The sequence below is a fragment of the Thermophilibacter provencensis genome, from assembly GCF_900128445.1.
Lineage (GTDB): Bacteria > Actinomycetota > Coriobacteriia > Coriobacteriales > Atopobiaceae > Thermophilibacter > Thermophilibacter provencensis.
Genome location: NZ_LT671417.1, coordinates 1,778,072 through 1,796,973 on the forward strand (window position 1 = coordinate 1,778,072; position 18,902 = coordinate 1,796,973).

At 64.9% G+C, this 18,902-nt stretch carries 20 protein-coding genes and 1 pseudogene; 17 read left to right on the top strand and 4 right to left on the bottom strand.

Annotation, left to right across the window (positions count from 1 at the left end; genetic code table 11):
- Positions 1 to 43: 43 nt before the first annotated feature.
- The 6 genes and pseudogenes from BQ7391_RS07890 (at position 44) to BQ7391_RS07910 (ending at position 4,865) form a co-directional block, all read left to right on the top strand.
- Positions 44 to 1,537, top strand: a complete 1,494-nt coding sequence (locus BQ7391_RS07890) for a lipopolysaccharide biosynthesis protein (RefSeq protein ID WP_129583936.1) — start codon at positions 44 to 46, stop codon at positions 1,535 to 1,537.
- A 9-nt stretch (positions 1,538 to 1,546) separates the two neighbouring features.
- On the top strand, positions 1,547 to 2,611 hold the full coding sequence (locus tag BQ7391_RS07895; RefSeq protein WP_075280105.1) for a Coenzyme F420 hydrogenase/dehydrogenase, beta subunit C-terminal domain: 1,065 nt from the start codon (positions 1,547 to 1,549) through the stop codon (positions 2,609 to 2,611).
- Positions 2,601 to 2,939 (top strand): annotated as a pseudogene (locus BQ7391_RS12780) (Coenzyme F420 hydrogenase/dehydrogenase, beta subunit C-terminal domain); the annotation flags it as partial. The gene BQ7391_RS07895 and the pseudogene BQ7391_RS12780, both read left to right, overlap by 11 nt.
- 118 nt (positions 2,940 to 3,057) lie before the next feature.
- A complete protein-coding gene (locus tag BQ7391_RS12630; protein WP_235858648.1) occupies positions 3,058 to 3,225 on the top strand; it encodes a hypothetical protein in 168 nt (55 codons plus the stop codon).
- Positions 3,226 to 3,229: 4 nt separating this feature from the next.
- Positions 3,230 to 3,616 (top strand): 4Fe-4S binding protein, encoded by a 387-nt coding sequence (locus tag BQ7391_RS12000; RefSeq protein ID WP_083662163.1) that lies wholly within the window; start codon positions 3,230 to 3,232, stop codon positions 3,614 to 3,616.
- A 700-nt stretch (positions 3,617 to 4,316) separates the two neighbouring features.
- A complete protein-coding gene (locus tag BQ7391_RS07910) occupies positions 4,317 to 4,865 on the top strand; it encodes a hypothetical protein (RefSeq protein WP_200799594.1) in 549 nt (182 codons plus the stop codon).
- Positions 4,866 to 5,124: 259 nt separating this feature from the next.
- Here the strand turns inward: BQ7391_RS07910 and BQ7391_RS07915 are convergent, their stop codons facing one another.
- On the bottom strand, positions 5,125 to 7,329 hold the full coding sequence (locus BQ7391_RS07915; protein WP_075280108.1) for a leucine-rich repeat domain-containing protein: 2,205 nt from the start codon (positions 7,327 to 7,329) through the stop codon (positions 5,125 to 5,127).
- Positions 7,330 to 7,558: 229 nt separating this feature from the next.
- Here BQ7391_RS07915 and BQ7391_RS07920 point away from each other — a divergent pair, with 229 nt between their 5' ends.
- The 4 genes from BQ7391_RS07920 (at position 7,559) to BQ7391_RS12785 (ending at position 10,535) form a co-directional block, all read left to right on the top strand.
- Entirely contained in the window at positions 7,559 to 7,864 is a 306-nt protein-coding gene (locus BQ7391_RS07920; RefSeq protein WP_075280109.1) for a hypothetical protein, read from the top strand.
- Positions 7,865 to 7,923: 59 nt separating this feature from the next.
- Complete coding sequence (locus BQ7391_RS07925) at positions 7,924 to 8,484, top strand: Panacea domain-containing protein (RefSeq protein ID WP_083662164.1); 561 nt, start codon at positions 7,924 to 7,926, stop codon at positions 8,482 to 8,484.
- 1,046 nt (positions 8,485 to 9,530) lie between these two features.
- The gene (locus BQ7391_RS07940; protein WP_075280113.1) at positions 9,531 to 10,091 is read left to right on the top strand and encodes a VanZ family protein; all 561 of its coding nucleotides are present in this window, start codon (positions 9,531 to 9,533) and stop codon (positions 10,089 to 10,091) included.
- A 93-nt stretch (positions 10,092 to 10,184) separates the two neighbouring features.
- On the top strand, positions 10,185 to 10,535 hold the full coding sequence (locus tag BQ7391_RS12785) for an AAA family ATPase (RefSeq protein WP_075280114.1): 351 nt from the start codon (positions 10,185 to 10,187) through the stop codon (positions 10,533 to 10,535).
- A gap of 371 nt (positions 10,536 to 10,906) precedes the next feature.
- On the opposite strand, the gene BQ7391_RS07950 is transcribed toward BQ7391_RS12785, so the two are convergent.
- The 3 genes from BQ7391_RS07950 to BQ7391_RS07960 form a co-directional block, all read right to left on the bottom strand.
- Complete coding sequence (locus BQ7391_RS07950) at positions 10,907 to 11,143, bottom strand: DUF2442 domain-containing protein (protein WP_075280115.1); 237 nt, start codon at positions 11,141 to 11,143, stop codon at positions 10,907 to 10,909.
- 10 nt (positions 11,144 to 11,153) lie between these two features.
- The gene (locus BQ7391_RS07955) at positions 11,154 to 11,351 is read right to left on the bottom strand and encodes a DUF4160 domain-containing protein (RefSeq protein ID WP_200799595.1); all 198 of its coding nucleotides are present in this window, start codon (positions 11,349 to 11,351) and stop codon (positions 11,154 to 11,156) included.
- A gap of 239 nt (positions 11,352 to 11,590) precedes the next feature.
- Complete coding sequence (locus tag BQ7391_RS07960) at positions 11,591 to 12,139, bottom strand: NADPH-dependent FMN reductase (RefSeq protein ID WP_075280116.1); 549 nt, start codon at positions 12,137 to 12,139, stop codon at positions 11,591 to 11,593.
- Between the two features lie 434 nt (positions 12,140 to 12,573).
- Between BQ7391_RS07960 and BQ7391_RS07965 the strand changes: the two genes are divergently transcribed.
- From BQ7391_RS07965 to BQ7391_RS07995, 7 genes are all read left to right on the top strand, one after another.
- Positions 12,574 to 13,044, top strand: coding sequence for a deoxycytidylate deaminase (locus BQ7391_RS07965; RefSeq protein ID WP_075280117.1), 471 nt, complete (start codon positions 12,574 to 12,576; stop codon positions 13,042 to 13,044).
- Between the two features lie 206 nt (positions 13,045 to 13,250).
- On the top strand, positions 13,251 to 14,354 hold the full coding sequence (locus BQ7391_RS07970) for a DnaJ domain-containing protein (protein ID WP_075280118.1): 1,104 nt from the start codon (positions 13,251 to 13,253) through the stop codon (positions 14,352 to 14,354).
- Positions 14,355 to 14,456: 102 nt separating this feature from the next.
- Entirely contained in the window at positions 14,457 to 15,671 is a 1,215-nt protein-coding gene (dnaJ, locus tag BQ7391_RS07975; protein WP_129583937.1) for a molecular chaperone DnaJ, read from the top strand.
- On the top strand, positions 15,668 to 16,963 hold the full coding sequence (locus tag BQ7391_RS07980; protein ID WP_075280120.1) for a MiaB/RimO family radical SAM methylthiotransferase: 1,296 nt from the start codon (positions 15,668 to 15,670) through the stop codon (positions 16,961 to 16,963). Before dnaJ ends, BQ7391_RS07980 begins: the two co-directional genes overlap by 4 nt.
- A gap of 65 nt (positions 16,964 to 17,028) precedes the next feature.
- Entirely contained in the window at positions 17,029 to 18,003 is a 975-nt protein-coding gene (locus tag BQ7391_RS07985) for a PhoH family protein (RefSeq protein WP_075280121.1), read from the top strand.
- Complete coding sequence (ybeY, locus tag BQ7391_RS07990) at positions 17,993 to 18,505, top strand: rRNA maturation RNase YbeY (RefSeq protein ID WP_075280122.1); 513 nt, start codon at positions 17,993 to 17,995, stop codon at positions 18,503 to 18,505. Before BQ7391_RS07985 ends, ybeY begins: the two co-directional genes overlap by 11 nt.
- Complete coding sequence (locus tag BQ7391_RS07995; protein ID WP_075280123.1) at positions 18,502 to 18,879, top strand: diacylglycerol kinase family protein; 378 nt, start codon at positions 18,502 to 18,504, stop codon at positions 18,877 to 18,879. The genes ybeY and BQ7391_RS07995 overlap by 4 nt, the downstream gene beginning before the upstream one ends.
- Positions 18,880 to 18,902: the final 23 nt, after the last annotated feature.

The following is an 18,902-nucleotide window of genomic DNA, read 5'->3' on the forward strand; positions in this document are numbered from 1 at the left end:
GCCGTCAATTAAGAGAGAAGGACAGGGTCGATCCACGGCTTTCATGAGCAACGTATTGAGCTCGCTGCTCCTGCAGGTCGTGAACATCGTCGTTGGTTTCATCGTGCCGCACGCCCTCATCGGCACCTACGGCTCGGGGGTAAACGGCCTTGTTACCTCGCTTACGCAGTTCGTGAGTTACGTGCAGCTCGTCGAGGCGGGAATCTCGTCCGCTGCCGTATTCCAACTCTATGCCCCCCTCGCCCGGGGCGACGACGAGGGGGCGAGCCGCGTGGTGTCGGCCGCTCGTCTCTTCTACTACAAGTCCGGCGTGGCGTTCACGGCGCTCATGCTCGCACTGGCGTGCCTGTACCCGGTCTTCGTCCAAGTCCAGGGGGTCTCCTCGCCCGAGGTCTTCGTGCTGGTGCTCGCGCTCGGCGCTACGGGCTTCCTCGACTTCTTCACGCTCGCCAAGTACAGGGCGCTGCTCACGGCGACGCAGCGCAACTGGGTCATCCAGCTCGCGTCGATCGCCTACAAGGTGCTCTACACCGCGGTCGTGCTCGTCGGCACCTTCGCGGGGGTTTCGGTCGTAACGCTGTTCGTCATCGCGATTCTGCCCATCGTCATCAGGACGGTCATCCTGGTCGTCTACGCAAGGACGAACTATCCGGAGATCGACTTCTCCGCCGACGCCGAGGGCGTCAGGCTCGACCAGCGCTGGGACGCGTTCTTCCTGCAGGTGCTCGGTGCGGTGCAGTCCGGCGCGCCGACCATCATCGCGACGTTCGTGCTGGGCGACCTCTCGCTCGTGAGCGTGTTCTCCGTCTACATGCTCGTGGCTAACGGCCTGCAGAATGCGATCAACTCGCTCAGCCAGGGGACGCAGGCATCATTCGGGGATGTGATCGCACGCGGGCAGAGCGGCGTGCTCAAGCGCTCCTTCCGGGAGTTCCAGGCGCTCACCTACGGTGTTACGGGCGTCACCTGCGGCGTAGGCATCGCCCTTATCGTCCCGTTCGTGCGCCTCTACACCGCCGACATCGCGGACGTGGACTACATCTATCCGCTAATGGGGGTGCTCAGCATGGCGAACGTGCTGCTCTATCACCTCAAGACCCCGCAGGGGCTGCTTGTCATCTCTGCCGGCAGGTACCGCGACACCAGGGTCCAGACGACGCTGCAGACCGTCATCCTGCTTGTCGGCTCCATCGCCCTCGGCGCGGCCTTCGGCATGCCCGGCATCCTTGCGGGCATGCTCCTGTCAAATCTCTATCGCGATATCGACTTAATGTTCTACATCCCGCGTGAGGTCACAAAGACTGCACCGAGTGAGACCCTCAAGTTCATGGTGCTTGCGGTGACGGTCTGCGCGCTCGTCGCCGCGCCGTACTTGGTTGTTCAGCCGCCGTGCGCGGGGTGGCCCGAGTGGGCGCTCTCGGCGTTTCTCCTGGCGCTTTGGGGCGGGTTGCTCACCGTTGCGCTCTACCGCGCGTTCGCCCGGGAGCAGCTGTCGGGTCTGCTCTCGCGCGCCAAGCGGCTCGTGCGCGCGAGATAGGGGGATACCTTGCTCTACACCTGCGACCTGGTCTGCTGGGGTGCCGCGTCCCCGGCCGCCTTCCAGTCCTTCCTGTCCATGCTGGAGCGCCGCTCGGGGAGGCGCGTCACCACATACGCGCACCGCGGGGCCGGGATGCGCTCGCACGGTTCCGAGATCGCGACCTACGCGGACGGCTCGAGGGAGTCCGGGACGACGTCGACGCTCGCGTGGCGGCGCATCTGGTACGACCGCCTCTGCCGAGAGTCCTGCTACCGGTGCGGGCACCACTCGACCGAGCACCCCGGCGACATCATCATCGGCGACTGGTGGGGGCTGAGGCGCTTCATGCCCGAGCTCGATGATCCCTGGGGCGTGTCGTGCGCCGTCGCCAGTACGTCGCGCGGCCTGGCGCTGCTGCGCGACTCGTCCGGCGCGCTCGAGCTCGCGGCTACGCCGATTGCCGACGTCGCGAACCCCGCGCAGCCCATGCTCGAGCATCCGCCCGAGCGAAAGGGGCGCGACGCCTTCTGGCCGGAGCTCTACGCGCACGGCTTCGAGGCGGCCTGCCGCTCCGTGGGCGCGCTTGGTCCGGAGCGGGCGGCGAAGGACCTCGTCAAGAAGGTCGCGGCTGCGTTCAGGGGACACCCCGCGAAGGATCCCGACGGATCGTCCGTGAACAGTGCGTGGGAGGGGGCTCCCAAGGTGGACTTCGATGAGCTGGAGGCGCGCGGCGAGTACCCCGTCGCGTTCGCCGCGAGGAACCGCGACGACGGCGTGCGCCGCCGGAGCTCCTCGGGCGGCGTGTACCACGCGCTCGCATCGCACGTGATAGAAGACTTGGGCGGCGTGGTCTACGGCTGCGCCTTCGACGGGGACCTGCGGGCTGTGCACATCCGCTGCGAGACCGTGGCGGAGGCCGAACGCTGCATGGGGTCCAAGTACTCGCAGAGCGACATGGGGGACTCGATCAGAAGGGTTCGCGAGGACCTGGACTCCGGACGCACCGTCCTCTTCACCGGGACGCCCTGCCAGGTGGCGGCTGTTCGCGCGGCATGCGCGAACCTTGAGGGGGGGTATCCTCATGACCGCTGATATCATATGCCACGGCGTGCCGTCCCCGGGGGTGTTCCAGGGGTGGCTCGCCGAGCTGGAGCGCGCCCGCGGTGCAAGGGTGATTCGCTACGAGCACCGACCGAAGTCCATGGGCTGGGGGCACTTCGAGCGCGTCACGTGGGAGGGCGGCCATGCTGAGCAGGGCACGCGCCTCTCCGAGGCGTGGAAGCGCCTGTTCTACGGCAACCGGATGCTGCGCCCCTCGTGCTGCCGCTGCCCCTACACCGTGGCGGAGGGCCGCCCCGGCGACCTCACCATAGCCGACTCCTGGGGCGTTGGGGCCACGCCGCACGCGCGGGGGGACGACGGGGCCCTCGGCGTGTCGCTCGTGCTCGCCAACGGCCCGGCGGGACTGCGCGCCCTATCGGCGCTCGACGTCGAGTGCGAGCCCGCGACGATGGGCGAGGCGCTGCCCCGGGAACCCCATGCTGGAGCGCCCGTCGACCTTCGAGGGCGACCGCGACGAGCCCTGGCGCGAGCTCTACGGAGGCGGTCTGCTCGCCATGGTCAAGGGCGAGCGCTACCTGGTCTCGCCCGCCCGCGCCCTAGTGTCGCGCGCCAAACGAGCCGTCAAGCGGGTTCTCGAGAGGTGATCGGATGAGTGGGAACTTCACGCCGCGCGGGGGCTTCACGCCGCCGGACAACGCCCCGTACCGCTACCGAGACGGCTCCCAAGTCGATGCGTCCCCCGGCTACCACCCGCACGCCTCGACGCGCTTCCGGAACTGGGGGGCGGAGGTACCGCCCGCCGTCGCCAAGCGCGACCTGCCCGAGCTCTACCGCGACCGCTCGGAGTGCTGCGGCTGCACCGCCTGCGCCGCCGTCTGCCCGCGCGACGCGATAACGATGGAGCCTGACGAGGAGGGATTCGCCTACCCGGTGGTGGACGCCGCTTTCTGTGTTCGATGCGGTCAGTGTGAGAATAGTTGCGTTTTTAAAACTGCCATCGTAGGCCGTTGGACACCTGAGGAAAAGGTTTACTAGTTCGCTCGAATCGATGGCTTACGAACCCATGCGAATCTAACGTCGCTTTGCATTGTGTTGACAGTGTAGGGCGCACTCCAGTGGTGAAAGGCAGTCCATGCAATGAAGTCGCGTAAGGTCGTCGAGTTAGAGATGCTCGAGGTGACATCGGAGCTCGACACCATGAAGCTGTAAGAGAGCGCGAGAGTATTCCATGATGACTGTTCGGAGCCCTTTCGCTCGTGCGAGGCTCCCGCGCATGCGAGCATCGATGGCGCATTTGTACCGGTAGCGTCATCGAGCCGCTGAACCGCGAGATTCGCAGGCTGCCGCGCATGCTCGGCGCCATTCTCGACGGCGAGTTTGCGCTAATGCTCGTCACCTTGGGTCCTCAGGTACGTTGCGGAGAGTGAGCGGGTTCGAATTGCTGATTGGATGTGGCGCTGCTCGACGATTGGCCGGGCTGGGTGGCGCTCCTTGGGACTTTCGGTAGGCGCGCGAGAATAGTGGCGGTATCAGAGGTCGCTGGGCGGCACCGGCATGTCCGCCAAGAAAGCATATTATTAGCATCGCCGATTTGCGGAAGCGGTGCCGCGCCTCCGCAGGCTCTCAAAGACCGACTATGATCGGGCGGCGAAAGAAGCGCGGGTGCGGCTTATCTCAGCAAAGATTATCGGATCCGACGGTAAGCTTGCCAAACCCTACAAGTGAGTGACGTCGGATGTATTCCAGGCTTCCCAGTCTTGTTATTGGTTTTCATGGATGCGACCTCTCGACATTTCGGGAGGTTGTTTGCGGTGGCGGGACTTTGAACCCTAGCGTCAACGACTACGATTGGCTCGGAAGCGGAATCTACTTCTGGGAGCAGAATTACGAGCGTGCCCTACAGTGGGCGAAAGAGCAGGCTACTCGCGGGAGAATTAAGACTCCTGCGGTCATTGGCGCGATAATCGATCTGGGCTACTGTCTCAATTTGACCGATAGTCACTACATTGGGCTCCTTAAGAATGAATACAAAATATTGAAGGAGGAGTTCGAATTCCTCGAGATTGAGACGCCACGGAATCTTGGAAAGATAGATGACCATCTCTTGCGGAAGCTCGACTGCGCGGTGATCGAGCGCCTCCACGACAGAATGGAGCGCCGCAGGAGGGAGGGGAGAGCTGAGGGCGTCGAACCATTTGACTCCGCTCGAGGCCTTTTTTCAGAGGGAGAGAATCTATCCTGGCGCTGGCATCCGCGAGAAGACGCATGTGCAGATTTGCGTTAGGAATCCCAATTGCATCAAGGGGTACTTCTCGCTGCGCCAGGCCTGTGACGAATGGCACATGCCATATGAAGGGACGTGTGGCTATTGGAAGGATGCCTCTTGCTTGCACGTCGTTATTTTGCCGGACCGTCTCGTTATTCTCGAGTTGCCTTATTAGAGCGTGACACGGAAATACCGGGATAATTTTGGCCTTCCCGTCCTTTCTCGCAAGCTTGACAAGCATAAGGTGGACAACAACTTGACGTCAGCGCAGCTGGTGTTATCGGGTTCGATACAGCGTGTTGCGCAGCTTTCGCAGCAGAGGGATGCCCGGGTGAGACCTTCTCATGCCATCTTCGGCCTTCTCGAGCATACCGAGCGCCTTGAGGGTGTCCACGTGATCTGCTCCAAGAAACTCGGCCCTCTCCTCATAGGTGCTCCGAGCAAGCTCGCATGCCTCGCGGTACCTCTTTGTGTTGATGTAGAGCCAGCTAAGCCCGTACTGCGCACCGAGTCGAGCAGTCCTGATTTGCCCCTGCTCCACGGCGTTCCTCCCGTTCGCCCTTTCCTCGAGGCCTCTCAGTCCTTCTATCGTCTTCTTGTACCGACTCTCAGACTCACGTGCCTCCCCGCGCACGCCCGCTTTCATGAGGTTCTGCAAGGTGCCCGCCTGGAGCCACTCGGCGCGGTAATATCTGGCGCAGTCCCTTGTGAACATGGGGATGATGAGCTTGTCCTGGAGCTCTTTCCTCACGCGCAGCGCCTCCCTGAGGTCATCTCGCGCATTGAGGTACTCCCGTCTTCTTATGAAGTGGAGTGCGAGCGCCCACGGCCCTCTGAGCTTATGGGTTTTTGACGACCCCGTTTGGTCGATGGCACCGAGCAGTTTCGTTAGAATTGGGCGGCTGTCGGCATCCTCGGTCTTGTCCTTGCCGGAGTTATCCAAGGCGGTGGGGTAGTTGCTGCAATACCTGATGGCATCGAAGACCCTGCGTGAGTCCTTCTCGTTGTGTGAGAGCTTATATCGGGCGATTGCCTTCTGCCCCTCTTTGATGAAGTAGCCGTATGCCTCCCGTGACATCAACATGCCCTTCTCAGCGTTGTGCAGGGCGGGGAAGGGCCGCTGGTAGGCGAGACCGAGCGAGTTGGTTGCCCTCATTTTCTGCTCGAGGATTCCGGAGAGGTCAAGGTTGGTGTCCTCGCGCTCAGCTATGATGAGGTCCGCGCGACGTCGCGCGTCCTCGGAGAGCGAAATGTCAACCCCATGCCAGCGCCAGTCGTTCAGTCTCAGCGAGCGCTGCGTACACGTTGCTCCAAACTCAACGATGACGTTGAGCAGAAGGACCATTCTCTCCACGTCACCCTGAGTGACGATGCTGAGATTGTCGAGCGCCCCGCTGTCTCGCACTACTGCCCAGAGGTAGATGATGAGGTCGAAGGCCTCCTGCTCCCGATCCTCGTGCCTGAGTTCCACCGCTCTCTCTATGCCGGATTTCAGGGAGTCGTATGGAAGGTTCGTTGGAGTGGCCGATTCCGGGGCTATCTCTAGGTTCTCGGGAGGGCGGGAGGGCCGAATGCGGCGCCCTGCCAGTGGGCCACCTTTTCTCGGATCAATGAGGGGATTGCTGCTTGCGTCGAGCTCCTCGACGCCATCTGGGATGGTGAGCTTGGAGATCGCGTTCCCCGAGCAGTCGAGTGATCTCAGGTCACGCATCCGTGAGAGGTCAAGCGTGGATACAGGGAGCATGCCCATGCGTGAGTCTTTGTCGACATTGCGAAAAACGCCTCTGAAGACGAGGGTCTCAAGCGTGCCAAGGCTCTCGATGTGTCTAGGGTCGACAGATGTTCCCGAGCAGTTGAGGAAACGCACGGGCGAGTCGGTGAGGTCGAGCTTGCTGAGAGATTCGCACTCCGAGCAGTTAACCTCTACGAGGTTTCGGCAGTTTGTGGCAGACAGTCTTGTGAGCTCCTTTAGCCCCATCACGTTGCGGCTCTCGATGGAGGCGCCCTTGCAGATGAGCTCCTGAAGCCGCGCGAAGACCCCCACCCCTTCGAGGGATGCGATGGGATACTCGGTGACCTCGATTCGCGTGATCTGGGTCAGCTCCTCCGCGGTGAACCCGAGGGGCGGGACGCGTGGGTCATCTCTGAACAGCTCCCGGTGCCTGCTTCTGAGGTAGGCACGGAAGTTCGGGTCTGGGAAGTCATCGAACAGGACCTCTTCCCTGCGGCGACGCGAGCTCTCTGTTGTGATGAGCTTCAACTGGACATATGCCCCCCAAAGTCCGACTATAGCGACGAGCGCCGAGATGGAGTCGAGGCCAAACTGCACCAGAGCCAGCGCTAGGCTCGCGCTCGCTTCCTCCGTTATTCCGAGCGGCCCCGCTATGAATTCTCCCGCTGCCCCCAGCAGGGAGGCAATGATGGTGCTGCGAAACACAACTAGGATGGAGAAGATACAGACGATGAGAATCGAACGAATCATGAATTCGGCCCGATCTTCTCGCGGGTTTTGGGTAACGAAAAAATTGTATATCAACAGTTAACTTGATTCCAGCGTGCAACTGTGCTGGGGGTGTGTATGGGACCTGTAGTGGGGACTCCTCTGGCGTAGAAGCGCTCTCGGATGGGGAAAGAAATAGGTATGTGCGCTGACAAAGGAGCTTAAGCGGCTAGGATATGAGGTCTTCTACGGTGGAGTCGACGTTAAGCACATGAGCGAGCTCGGTAAGGCCACCCGCATTCCTCCCGAGAACTTCGAGGCTCTCAAGCACTCCGAGTACGTGGTCCTTCTATATCCAAAGTTGTTGGCCACGAGCTCTCTCATCGAGATTGGATATGCACTTGCGCTTGGAAAGGAGATTGTGATCTTTGCAAAGGAGGGTGAGCGGATGCCCTTGGTTCTGTCTGGGCTGAGCGTCCCGCTTCCCAAAGTCAGGAAGTATGTCGTGCCGAGCATGAAGGAAGCGGCGAAGATGGTGAGGGAGAACGGCTCTTTCGTCTTGGAGGGTGGGGCGTAAGACCGAAAAACAAACATATGTTCTAATCCAAATGGACAGATGCTGGTAATTGAGATACCATGAGCGTCGAGGAAGGAGGGCCTATTATGTGTAGGGCAATAGATGTCGCATCATATATTTTGAACGAGAGAGGGCGTCTGAGCGGGTATCAGCTTCAGAAGCTGCTGTATTACTGCCAGGCATGGTGCCTCGTCACGCAGGATAGGCCACTTTTTCCTGAGGTGATTCGCGCCTGGGAACATGGCCCTGTGGTGTATGAGGTGGCTCGTGCGCATCGTGGCCGCAGGTCCGTCGTTGCGAGAGATATCGAGGGGAACCCGTTGGCCCTTTCGGCCGAAGACCAGGTGCTGGTTGACGCCGTCTTGGAGTCCTACTCTGTGTTGAGTGGAGACGAACTTGAGGCGCTGTCACACAGCGAGCGCCCGTGGAGGGAGTCTTATAACGGTCAGACGGGGATTGCCTCCAACGCTATTCCCAACGAGCTCATCAAGTCGTACTACTCTGATTTGATGTGCGGCGATAGCCATACCGCGGAGAGCCATCATGTTCCGAGGTTTCCCGTCTCTCCCAAGATTGTGGTGAGCGACGATGACTTTAGCTGGCTCGAGTCCATCCTCTGAGGGCGATTTGGTGAGCTGGCCATGGGACAAGATAGTCGCCGTTGAGCAAATTGAAGAGACGCTCGTCTCTGGTTTTTCGTGTGGCGACGAAGCGATGGACGATTGGTTTCTGAACAAGGCTCTGAACTGGTGCTACCTTGGTTTCTGTCAGGTGCATGTGGCAGTCGACGAGAGCGGGGTGGTGGGATTCTTCTCGTTATCACCGACTCAGATTGAGCCTGCGTCCCTATCAAGGAAGATGCGCGACGGCAAGGCGCGTATGGGACATCCGGGCCTTCTTCTCGCCGAATTGCCGTGCGAGGGGATCTTCAGAGGTCCAGTCGGCGCGTCGGCTCCATTCTTCTTGAACACGCCATCTATAAAGCCCATGAGGTGTCCAAGGTAATTGGCGGTCGGCTCATCATCCTGGACGCAAAGACTGACGAATTGTGCGAATGGTACCGGAAGATGGGATTTAGGTCCCTGAACGACAATGCCAGAAGGATGGTGCTTCCCATGAAGGATGCCGCCCTGCTGGTGCGTAGTCTGGGCGAGGGGCACTTTAGGTTTTAGGGTTACGGGCATCGGCATCACTTGAATATGAGGTTGCTGACCAGGCGCTTCTTGTGTTCTTCGGATTATCGTGCGAACCGCCTCCGTTCTTCTCACCCAGCTTCAGTAGGGCGTGCTGCTCCGGTGGGCTTTGCGCTTCGGGGACGGCAGATGCCTGTAGACTGGTCGAGTTTTTGCCGGGAATCGGCAAGCGATGGGGCCGGTATCATACGGCTGCCATCTGCTGCCTCATTTTGTGGCCCTGGCCGTGGGCGTCTTTTGCTCGTGACGGCTCGCGCATGTTTGGGGCGGGCGTAAACTTCTCTAGCAAGGCGCAGACCATCGACGAGTGGATTATCCAAGGGCATGACCTGTCCAGCGACGAAGCAATTCAACGCGTGGTCGCGTTCGCAGAGATGGGCGGGCTTGGCCTGATTGTGGACACGCCTTGGAGTCCGATTATGCGGAAGCCGATTGGACGGCTCGACGCTTGACGGTATGGAGATCGGTGGCTCATGCGAAAGGTATTCAGGTATTTGTTCGGTTCTTCTCGCCTCAGGCGGATTGCGTGGGTTCTCTGTCTGCTCGGGGCCGTTGGCGCTTTCGTTATTACGTTTGTGCTGACGGAGCAGGCGCCGCAGGAGACGACGGCGCTCTCACAGTCCGTCGAGCGAATAGTGACGTCTGGCGCGGCCGGTACGGCCGCGGGTGGCGTCGCAGTTACGGCCGGGGGAGGCAACGTTATAGCGGCACTTCTCTCTGTGGCTAACGTGCGGCGCTGGGCGCATGTACCCGAGTTCTTCGTGCAGGGCATCTTCTTGTTTGGGGCTGCGGCGCTCTGGCCGCAGGCGCGGGGTCGGGCGTCGGGCCTGCGGGTGCGCCTGGGGATGGCGCTTCTCGCGTGCGTGGCGTGCTCACTCTTTGACCAGGTGCATAAGGCGTTTGTCCCGGGCCGGGAGTTTGATGCGCGTGACCTGATCTTCGATGCGATGGGGTATGCGCTTGCTCTACTGGTTGTCGTTGCGGTGGCGGGTGTCCGGCGGCTGTGTCGCCGGCGCGCAGGCGGCGGCGAATAACGCGTACTCGTGCATGCTCTTTATGTTAAAGGCGGCGTGTGGCGCGCCCCGGGGGTGCGGACCATCGATCGCTCCGGCGAGAGACGTCTTCCCGTGGGCGATGACGGCTTTGCGCGCGGCCAGTCCCGGTCCGTACTCGTCGACAAGACCATGCTGATTGCGGACGTTATCGACGGTGGTGCCACGTGCACGCTGCTCTGCCGCCCGCGCCGGTTTGGGAAGACGCTCAACATGACCATGCTGAAGTCCTTCTTCGAGATTCCGACTGGCCGCTTTTCCGGCGAGGCAATGATGGGGGGTCTTTCAGGGTGGAGATATGGGATACGGACGAGGGTGGGTACCGCGCTTATCAGGGGTGCGTTTCCGGTTGTGTGCTTTAGTCTCAACACGGTGAAGCGATCCAGCCGGAGAGAGTCCTACGGCGTAATGGCGCACACTAGTTGAGATGGGGTACGCACGGCAGAAGGCCCGCCGTCCTTCTCATTGACGATATCTGGGGGCGGAGGCCCTTCTCGATAAGATGGGGGAGTGGTGTGACGGGCATCGGTTTGGCGGGTTGAGCGTCTTCAACCCCTGGAGCGTCGTCAACTACCTTGCGTCCGGGCAGGCCGGGGGTGTACCGGGTCAACACCGCCTCGAACGACGTGGCTGGGGATGCCGCGCGCTCTGCGGACGAGGACACGCTCGAGCAGCTCCACACGCTCCTTGGGACCGGTGGCCACATTGTGTCAGCTCGTGCGCTTTTACACGCGTTCTATTCGCGCTCTTTGTTTGGGTTTCCGGCGTCGGCGACTCAGCTGCGCTCCAGCGCAGGCCTAGATTGCCACGCAGTTTTCGTAGAGCTCCTCGGGGGCGATGTCCAGCCCGCACGGCCACATCACGGTGAACCCATCGGACCTGGCGGCTCGGAACTCGGTGGGGTCGGAGGGCTTCTTGAAGATGCTGTCTCCGATGATTTTGGACATGTCATAGGTACCGCGGCGGCCGTCGTCAAACTCAAGATAGAGCGTTGTGTCATCTACCGCCCATGCCTTGCTGACGTTGTATTTCATGGATGATCCCCTAGAGCGGTCTGATGCGGAAGAGCTCCTGCTTGTTGCGGGCGAGCTCCCAGTCTGCCTCAAGCTCGTCTGCGCTGAGGACTGACCATGCCGCGACGAGCTTGCGCTGCTTCGCCGGGAAGTCTCCGTCCATGAGCTCGCCGTCAAAGGTGGAGCACGCCTCTGTGCCCTGGTGCCTTGAGTGAAAGTGTGGCGGCATGTGATCTTGATATTACATGCAAATAACTATCCCCTAGAACATGCTGATTTCCAGCATGCTCCCCGGTCTCTCTGATTAGGCTCACTATACCCATCGCAATGCTCGTTCTTGCGTGGGCCTATTCAATGCTCTCCCTCCCAACGCCATCAGCGGCTGGGTCGTTTGCGAGGGGCGCCCCGCCAGCTGACGGGGCGCCCATGTGCCGCCTACGCGTGCCGCCCGCGCGTTCTTCTCGCCAGCTACCGCACGAACCCCAGGAATGCCTCGGCCTGCCTCCTGAGGTAGGGGAGCGAGTCGCCGAGCTCAAGTCTTCCGTCCACGACCTTGTCAAAGCCGTGGGGGATGGTGAGGCGCGGCTTGTTCATCACGCGCATGTTGAGGAACGAGACGAGCGTCACCAGGTGGTCCTGCGCGCACGCGGTGCCGGAGCCTCCCGCGGAGACGCCGCTCACGGCGAGAGGCTTGCCGTCGAGGACCTGCCCCTGCCCCGCCCCGACCGGGCGGGAGAGCCAGTCGAGCAGGTTCTTGAGGGTGCCGGGGAAGAAGTGGTTGTACTCGGGCGTGAAGACCCAGATGCCGTCCGCGTCGAGCACCTCCCGGCGCACGCGCGACACGGGCTCCGGGGCCGGGACCTCGATGTCCTGGTTGAAGAGCGGGACGTCCGCCCAGTCGAGGATGGCGAACTCTACCTGCGGGTCGACCGTGGACAGCTCTTTGCCGGCGGCCTCGGCGAGCTGGCGGTTGAGGCTTCCCTCGCGCAGGGACCCGACGATGGCTAGGATGCGCACGGCTGTTCCTTCCGTAGGTTAATCTTGAGTCTTCCCAAAACACCCCCCACGCTAGCCAGGGCGGCGGCGCGCTCGTGTTCAGGGGGACTGCGCCATTTGTTTGGCTCCCCGAGCGCCTCTTTGCGGCGTTGCTTGAGTTTGTAGTGTAGTTCACGGACACCCCCTCAAGTAGCTCCTCACCTCTGTGACGACAAAGCCGCTGGTACACGAATTGCTACCAGTCGGGCAGTACTTCGAGAGGCGGCCGTAAACCACACTACAAACGAGCGGGTCGGCCAGATTTCCGGGAAATGGCGCGCTACGGGGGCGATCCGCCTGCGCCGACGACCGTTTCGGCCCTAGCTCGCCCACGGCCCGCCCGTTCTTCCAGCCCCTTGCGCCGGGGCGCGGGATGCGGCATGCTAGCAGCGATAACGCAACGAGAGGGGAGTGCCATGCCGGGCAAGCGCACTGACGTCATCAGCTGGGACGAGTTCTTCATGAAGGCCGCCGTCGCCGCGAGCCTGCGCAGCAAGGACCCCAATACGCAGGTGGGCGCCTGCATCGCGGACACCAACCACCGCATACTCTCCGTCGGCTACAACGGCACGCCCTCGGGTCTGAACGACGACGAGTTTCCCTGGGGCACCAACGACGACCCTCTCTACGACAAGCACAACTACGTCATCCACGCCGAGGCGAACGCCATCCTCAACTACCGCGGCTCGCTCAAGGACATGGCGGGGGCCACGGTCTACGTGACGCTCTTCCCGTGCCACGAGTGCGCCAAGACGCTCGTCCAGGCGGGGATCGGCGAGGTCGTGTACCTGGACGACAAGTACTGCGGCACGCAGGACAACCTCATCTCCAAGAACATCCTCGACCGCTGCGGCGTCTCCTACCGGCAGATCTCTCTCTCCGAGTAGCCCCTCTGCGGGCGGAGCGTCGCGTGGCCCCCGCAGAGGGGCCGTGCGGGGGCCCGGCGACGGAGGCGCCCGCCGCCCCCGCCCGGGCTTGGGCCTCCCCGAGGTTTGTGCGGGGTTGCTGCCGACGCGGCGCCGTCGGAATAGCGCGCGCGGCGCGCGGATATAATGTCTCAGTGCATGCCGCCACCAGCAGGGAGACCCGCCCCATGGCTTCGATGAACGACAAGGACTACTACGCCATCCTCGGCGTCGAGAAGGACGCCTCCACGGAGGAGATCCGAAAGGCGTTCCAGACCAAGGCCCGCAAGCTCCACCCCGACGTCAACAAGGCGCCGGACGCGGAGGAGCGCTTCAAGGAGGTCTCCGAGGCGTACGCCGTCCTCTCCGACCCCGACAAGCGCAAGCGCTATGACGCAATGCGCTCCGGCAACCCCTTCGCGGCGGCCGGCGGCTCCGCGCCCCAGGGCGGCGGCTACGGGTACGATCCCTTCGGCGGGAGCCCCTTCGGCTGGGGGCCCTTCGGCTCCGGGTTCGGCGGGGCGGCCTCGCGCAGGCGCTCGCGCGCCTACAACCCCAAGGCCGGCGCCGACGTCGTCTACGAGCTCACGGTGGACGCCAAGACGGCCGCCGAGGGCACGCGCCGCGGCGTCACCTACCAGCGCTACGCTTCCTGCGGCGTCTGTCACGGGTCGGGCTCCGTCGAGGCAGACCACCCCGAGACCTGCCCGACCTGCGGCGGCTCGGGCCACATCACCGTAGACACGGGGCTCTTCGGCGTCATGATGATGACCTGCCCGGAGTGCGAGGGCACGGGCAAGGTCGTGGCCGACCCCTGCCACGCCTGCGGCGGCACCGGCCGCACGCTCTCGGCGAGCGAGGTCGTGATCGACGTCCCCGCTGGGAGCCACGACGGCGACGAGGTCCGCAAGCCCGGCATGGGCAACGCCGGCACCAACGGCTCCTCGGCGGGCGACTTCGTCTGCCGCGTCTGCGTGCCCGAGGAGCGGCTCACGCGCCGCCAGGCGGGCGGCTTCAACCTCGTGGGCTTCGCCGTGCCGTTCGCGGTGCTCGGCGCGCTCACCAGCACGCTCGCCTCGATGTCCCTCATCATCGTCATACCGCTCGTCGTGGGGATCTACATGGTCGTCCGCGACGGCGTGCGCGCGAGCAGCCGCTGGTGGAGAAACGCCGGTGTGGCCGTCGCCAACGGCGCGTCCAACGGCCTCATGCTCGCGCTCTTCATGGTGATGATGTTCTCGTGCACCTCGGGCCTCGGCCGCGCGGGCTACATGGGGTACCGCTACTGGTAGTTTCAGAAAAGTGATAGCGTTGTGGGAGGCGGGGGCTCGCACCCCGCCTCTTTCAGGGTATAAGTACCTGCGGACAAGAACCGACCAGCTCTGGAGATGCACGTGGAACCAAAGAGGGACTACTACGAGGTGCTCGAGGTGCCTCGTGACGCCGATGCCAAGACGATCAAGCGCGCCTTCCTCAAGAAGGCCCGCAAGCTTCACCCGGACGTCTCCGACGCCCCCGACGCCGAGGAGAGGTTCAAGGAGGTCAACGAGGCCTACTCGGTCCTCTCGGACGACCAGAAGCGCGCCAACTACGACCGCTACGGAGACCCGAACGGCCCGGCGGGCTTCGGCTCGGACTACGTGGACGTCTCCGACATCTTCGGCGGGGGCGGCTTCGGCTTCGGGGACATCTTCGACTCCTTCTTCGGCGGCGGCGCGGGCCGCGCGGGCGCGCAGGCGCGCACGCGCGGGCGCGACATGGGGATACGCCTCACGGTGACCCTCGAGGAGGCCGCGGCCGGCTGCCACAAGACCGTCGCGTACACGCGCCTCGCCCCGTGCGAGGACTGCGGCGGCACGGGGGCGGCCGAGGGCGGCCGCATGCACACGTGCGAGCGCTGCCACGGCACCGGCCGCGTGGTCGAGGTGCAGCGGACGATCTTCGGCCAGATGCAGACGCAGACGACCTGCCCCGCCTGCAACGGCCAGGGCCAGGTCATAGACCACCCCTGCGAGACCTGCGAGGGCCAGGGCCGCACGCCCTCGCGCGAGAAGGTGGAGGTCCAGGTGCCCGCCGGCGTCCACTCCGGCCAGACCCTCACCGTCGAGGGCAAGGGCGAGGCGGGCGTGCGCGGGGACGCCTCGGGCAACCTCGTCGTGAGCATCGAGGTCCAGGAGTCCGACCGCTTCGAGCGGCGCGGCGACGACCTCTTCTGCACCGTGCGCGTCGACTCCCTCCAGGCCATCCTTGGCACCACCGTCACCATCGACGGCATCATGGAGGGCGAGCGCGTGACCGTGGAGGTCCCCGCCGGCTGCCAGTTCGGCCAGCAGGTCGTGGTGGAGCGCAAGGGCATGCCGCGCATGGGCATGATCGCCCGCGGCAACCTCGTGGCCGTGGTCCAGGTGGAGACCCCGCGCGACCTCACCAAGAAGCAGCTGCTCGACGTCGCCGCCATCGTGGCGGAGCGCACGCTCGGCGAGGACGGGGCCGCCGGGCGGGACGCCGAGGAGGCGGAGGGCTTCTCGCAGGCCGCCGAGAACGCGGCCGAGCACTTCGCCAAGGAGCGCTGGCACGCCCCGAAGAACCCCTTCAGGGGCCGCAAGTGACGCCCTCCCCGCGCGGGGGGCGCCCCGGCGTCGCCCTCGTGAACCTCGGCTGCCGCGTCAACCGCGTCGAGCTCGACCGCATGGCGTCCGAGCTCGAGCGGGCGGGCGTCGCGCTGGTGGGGGAGGAGGAGGCCTCCGCGGTGGTGGTGAACACCTGCGCCGTCACCGGCGAGGCGGAGGCCAAGACGAGAAAGGCCGTCCGGCGCGCCGCCGGCCTGCCGCAGGGGCCCCTCGTGGTGGCCACCGGCTGCGTCGCCAACCTGTTCTCCGACGAGCTCTCGGCGCTCGCGCCCAACGTCGTCGTGGAGCGCGAAAAGTCCCGCGTGGCGGCGCGCGTGCTCGAGGGGCTGGGCCTCGCCGCCGGCGCCGGGGGCCGCGCGGAGCCCGCGCCCTGCGACCCGGGCGCGGTGACCCCCACCGGCCGCACGCGGCCCGGCATCAAGATCCAGGACGGCTGCGACAACCGCTGCACCTACTGCATCGTCTGGAGGGCGCGCGGCGCCGCGCGCAGCGAGGCCCCCGGCCGCGTCCTCTCCGAGGTGCGCGCCGCCATGGCGCGCGGGGCGCACGAGGTCGTCCTCACGGGCATCAACCTGGGAAGCTATCGCGCCGCCGACGGGCGCGGGCGCGAGCTGGACCTCCCCGCGCTCCTCGAGCTCCTTCTCGCCGAGACGGGGGTCGAGCGGGTGAGGCTCTCGTCCATCGAGCCGCCCGACGTGACGGGGCGGCTCTGCTCCGTCATGGCCGCCTCGGGCGGGCGCGTGGCGCCCTTCCTGCACGTGTGCCTCCAGTCCGGCTGCGACGAGACGCTGCGCCGCATGGCGCGCGTCTACCGCACGGACCTCTTCCGCCGCGTGGTGGAGACGGCCCGCTCGCACGTCCCCGACATCGCCCTCAGCACGGACCTCATCGTGGGCTTTCCCGGGGAGACCGAGGAGGAGTTCGGGCGGAGCCTCGCCTTCTGCCGCGAGATGCGCTTCTCGTGGATGCACGTCTTCCGCTACTCGCGCCGCCCGGGGACGCCGGCGGCGACGATGCCCGGGCAGGTCCCGGCCGACGTAAGCGCCGAGCGGGGCCGCCGCGCGCGCGAGCTCGCCCGCGATATGCGCCTCGCCGAGGCCACGAGGCTCGTCGGCGCGGAGGACCTCGTCGTTGTGCAGTATCCGGGGCGCGCGGTCTCCGGCGGCCTCTTCGACGTGGCCGTCGACCCGTCGATACCCGTGGACTCCCTCGTGCGGGTGCGCCTCGCGTCGGTGCGCGACGACGCCACCCTCGTGGGGGAGGCGCTCTGAGGCGCCCGTGGCCCCTCCGCCGCGCCATCGGCTATCATCGAGTGAGCCTACCCAACAGGAGGAGCATGGAGCCAACCCAGGTTCGTCTCACAATTCCCGACTCCGTCGACCCGACGGCCGTCATGGGCCCCGCCGACGCGCTGCTGCGCCGCGTCGAGTCGGCCTTCGACGCCATGATCTCCGTGCGGGGCAGCTACGTCACCGTCTCGGGCCCCGCGGACGTCGTCGACCAGGTGACCTCGGTCTTCTCGCGCCTCATCAGGCTCGTCGAGGCGGGGGAGGCTCCCGGCGCCGGCGAGGTGGACGTCATCGTCGACCAGGTCCGCCACGGCGCCGCGCGCGTCGACCTCGGGGGCGACGACATCCTGCTCACGTATCGGGGCCGCGCGATCCGGCCCAAGACGGCAGGCCAGAAGCGCTACGTGGACTCCATCCGCCGCAACACCGTCACGTTTGGCATCGGCCCCGCGGGGACCGGAAAGACCTACCTCGCCATGGCGATGGCCGTGGCCGCGCTCAAGCGCCGCGAGGTCGGCAGGATCGTGCTCGCGCGCCCCGTCGTGGAGGCGGGGGAGTCCCTCGGCTTTCTCCCCGGCACGCTGCAGGAGAAGCTCGACCCCTACGTGCGCCCGCTCTACGACGCGCTCTTCGACATGACGGACATCGAGAAGGGCAACGCCCTCATCGAACAGGGCATCATCGAGATAGCGCCGCTCGCCTACATGCGCGGCCGCACGTTCAACAACGCCTTCGTCATCCTCGACGAGGCCCAGAACACCACGCCCGAGCAGATGAAGATGTTCCTCACGCGCCTGGGCTTCTCGTCCACCTTCGTGGTGACCGGCGACGCCTCGCAGCGCGACCTGCCGGGCGAGGGCGGCCTCGAGTCGGCGCGCCGGGCGCTCGCGGGGCTCGACGACATCGCCTTCGTCGACCTCGACAGAAACGACATCGTCCGCCACGCGCTCGTCGCCCGCATCGTCGACGCCTACGAGGCCGCGGCGCGCGGCGGGCGGGAGGGAGAGCAGCATGCCAGATAACGAGTACGACCTCCTTCTCGAGGACGGCGTCGCGTGCGCGCTGGGCGAGGACGAGATCCGCTCCGCGTGCGACGCCGTGCTCGCCCACGAGGGCGTCGTGCGGCCGTGCGCCGTGTCGGTCTCGGTCGTGGGCGAGGCGCGCATCCGCGAGGTCAACGCCGAGTGGCGCGGCGTGGACGCCCCCACGGACGTCGTGTCCATCGAGTGCGAGCGCCCGGACGACCCGTCGCTTGCGCCCGGCGAGCCCTGCGAGCTCGGGGACATCGTCATAGCGCCGGGCTACATCGGGCGCCAGGCGGCCTCATTCGGCACCACGCCCGCGGACGAGACGCGCCTCATGCTCGTTCACGGCATGCTCCACCTGCTCGGGCACGACCACCTCGACGACGCCTCGGCCGAGGCCATGGAAGCGCTCGAGGAGGACATCCTCGCCGGGATGCCCACCGACGGAACCGTCGACCGCGTGGTCCTCACGCGCCACCGCGAGGAGGACGACGCATGATCCCCGGCTCCAAGAGCGACCACCCCGGCTTCCGGAAGAGCTTCCTCTTCGCGATGCAGGGCTTCCGCACCGCCGTCACCACCGAGCGCAACATCAAGGTGATGCTCGCCGCGGGCGTGTGCGCCGTCGTGGCCGGGCTCGTGGTCGGGCTCGACCTCCTGAGCTGGGCCGTCGTCATCCTATGCTGCGGCGTCGTCATCATGGCCGAGCTCTTCAACACCGCGGTCGAGACCGTGGTGGACCTCGTGTCCCCGGAGTTCCACCCGCTCGCCGGCCGCGCCAAGGACATCGCCGCGGCGGCGGTCTGGGTGCTCTCGACGCTCGTCGCCGTCGTCGGCGTCCTCGTCTTCGTCAACGCAATCTTCTTCGACTAGGGGCCTCGAGCCCCGCCTCTGGA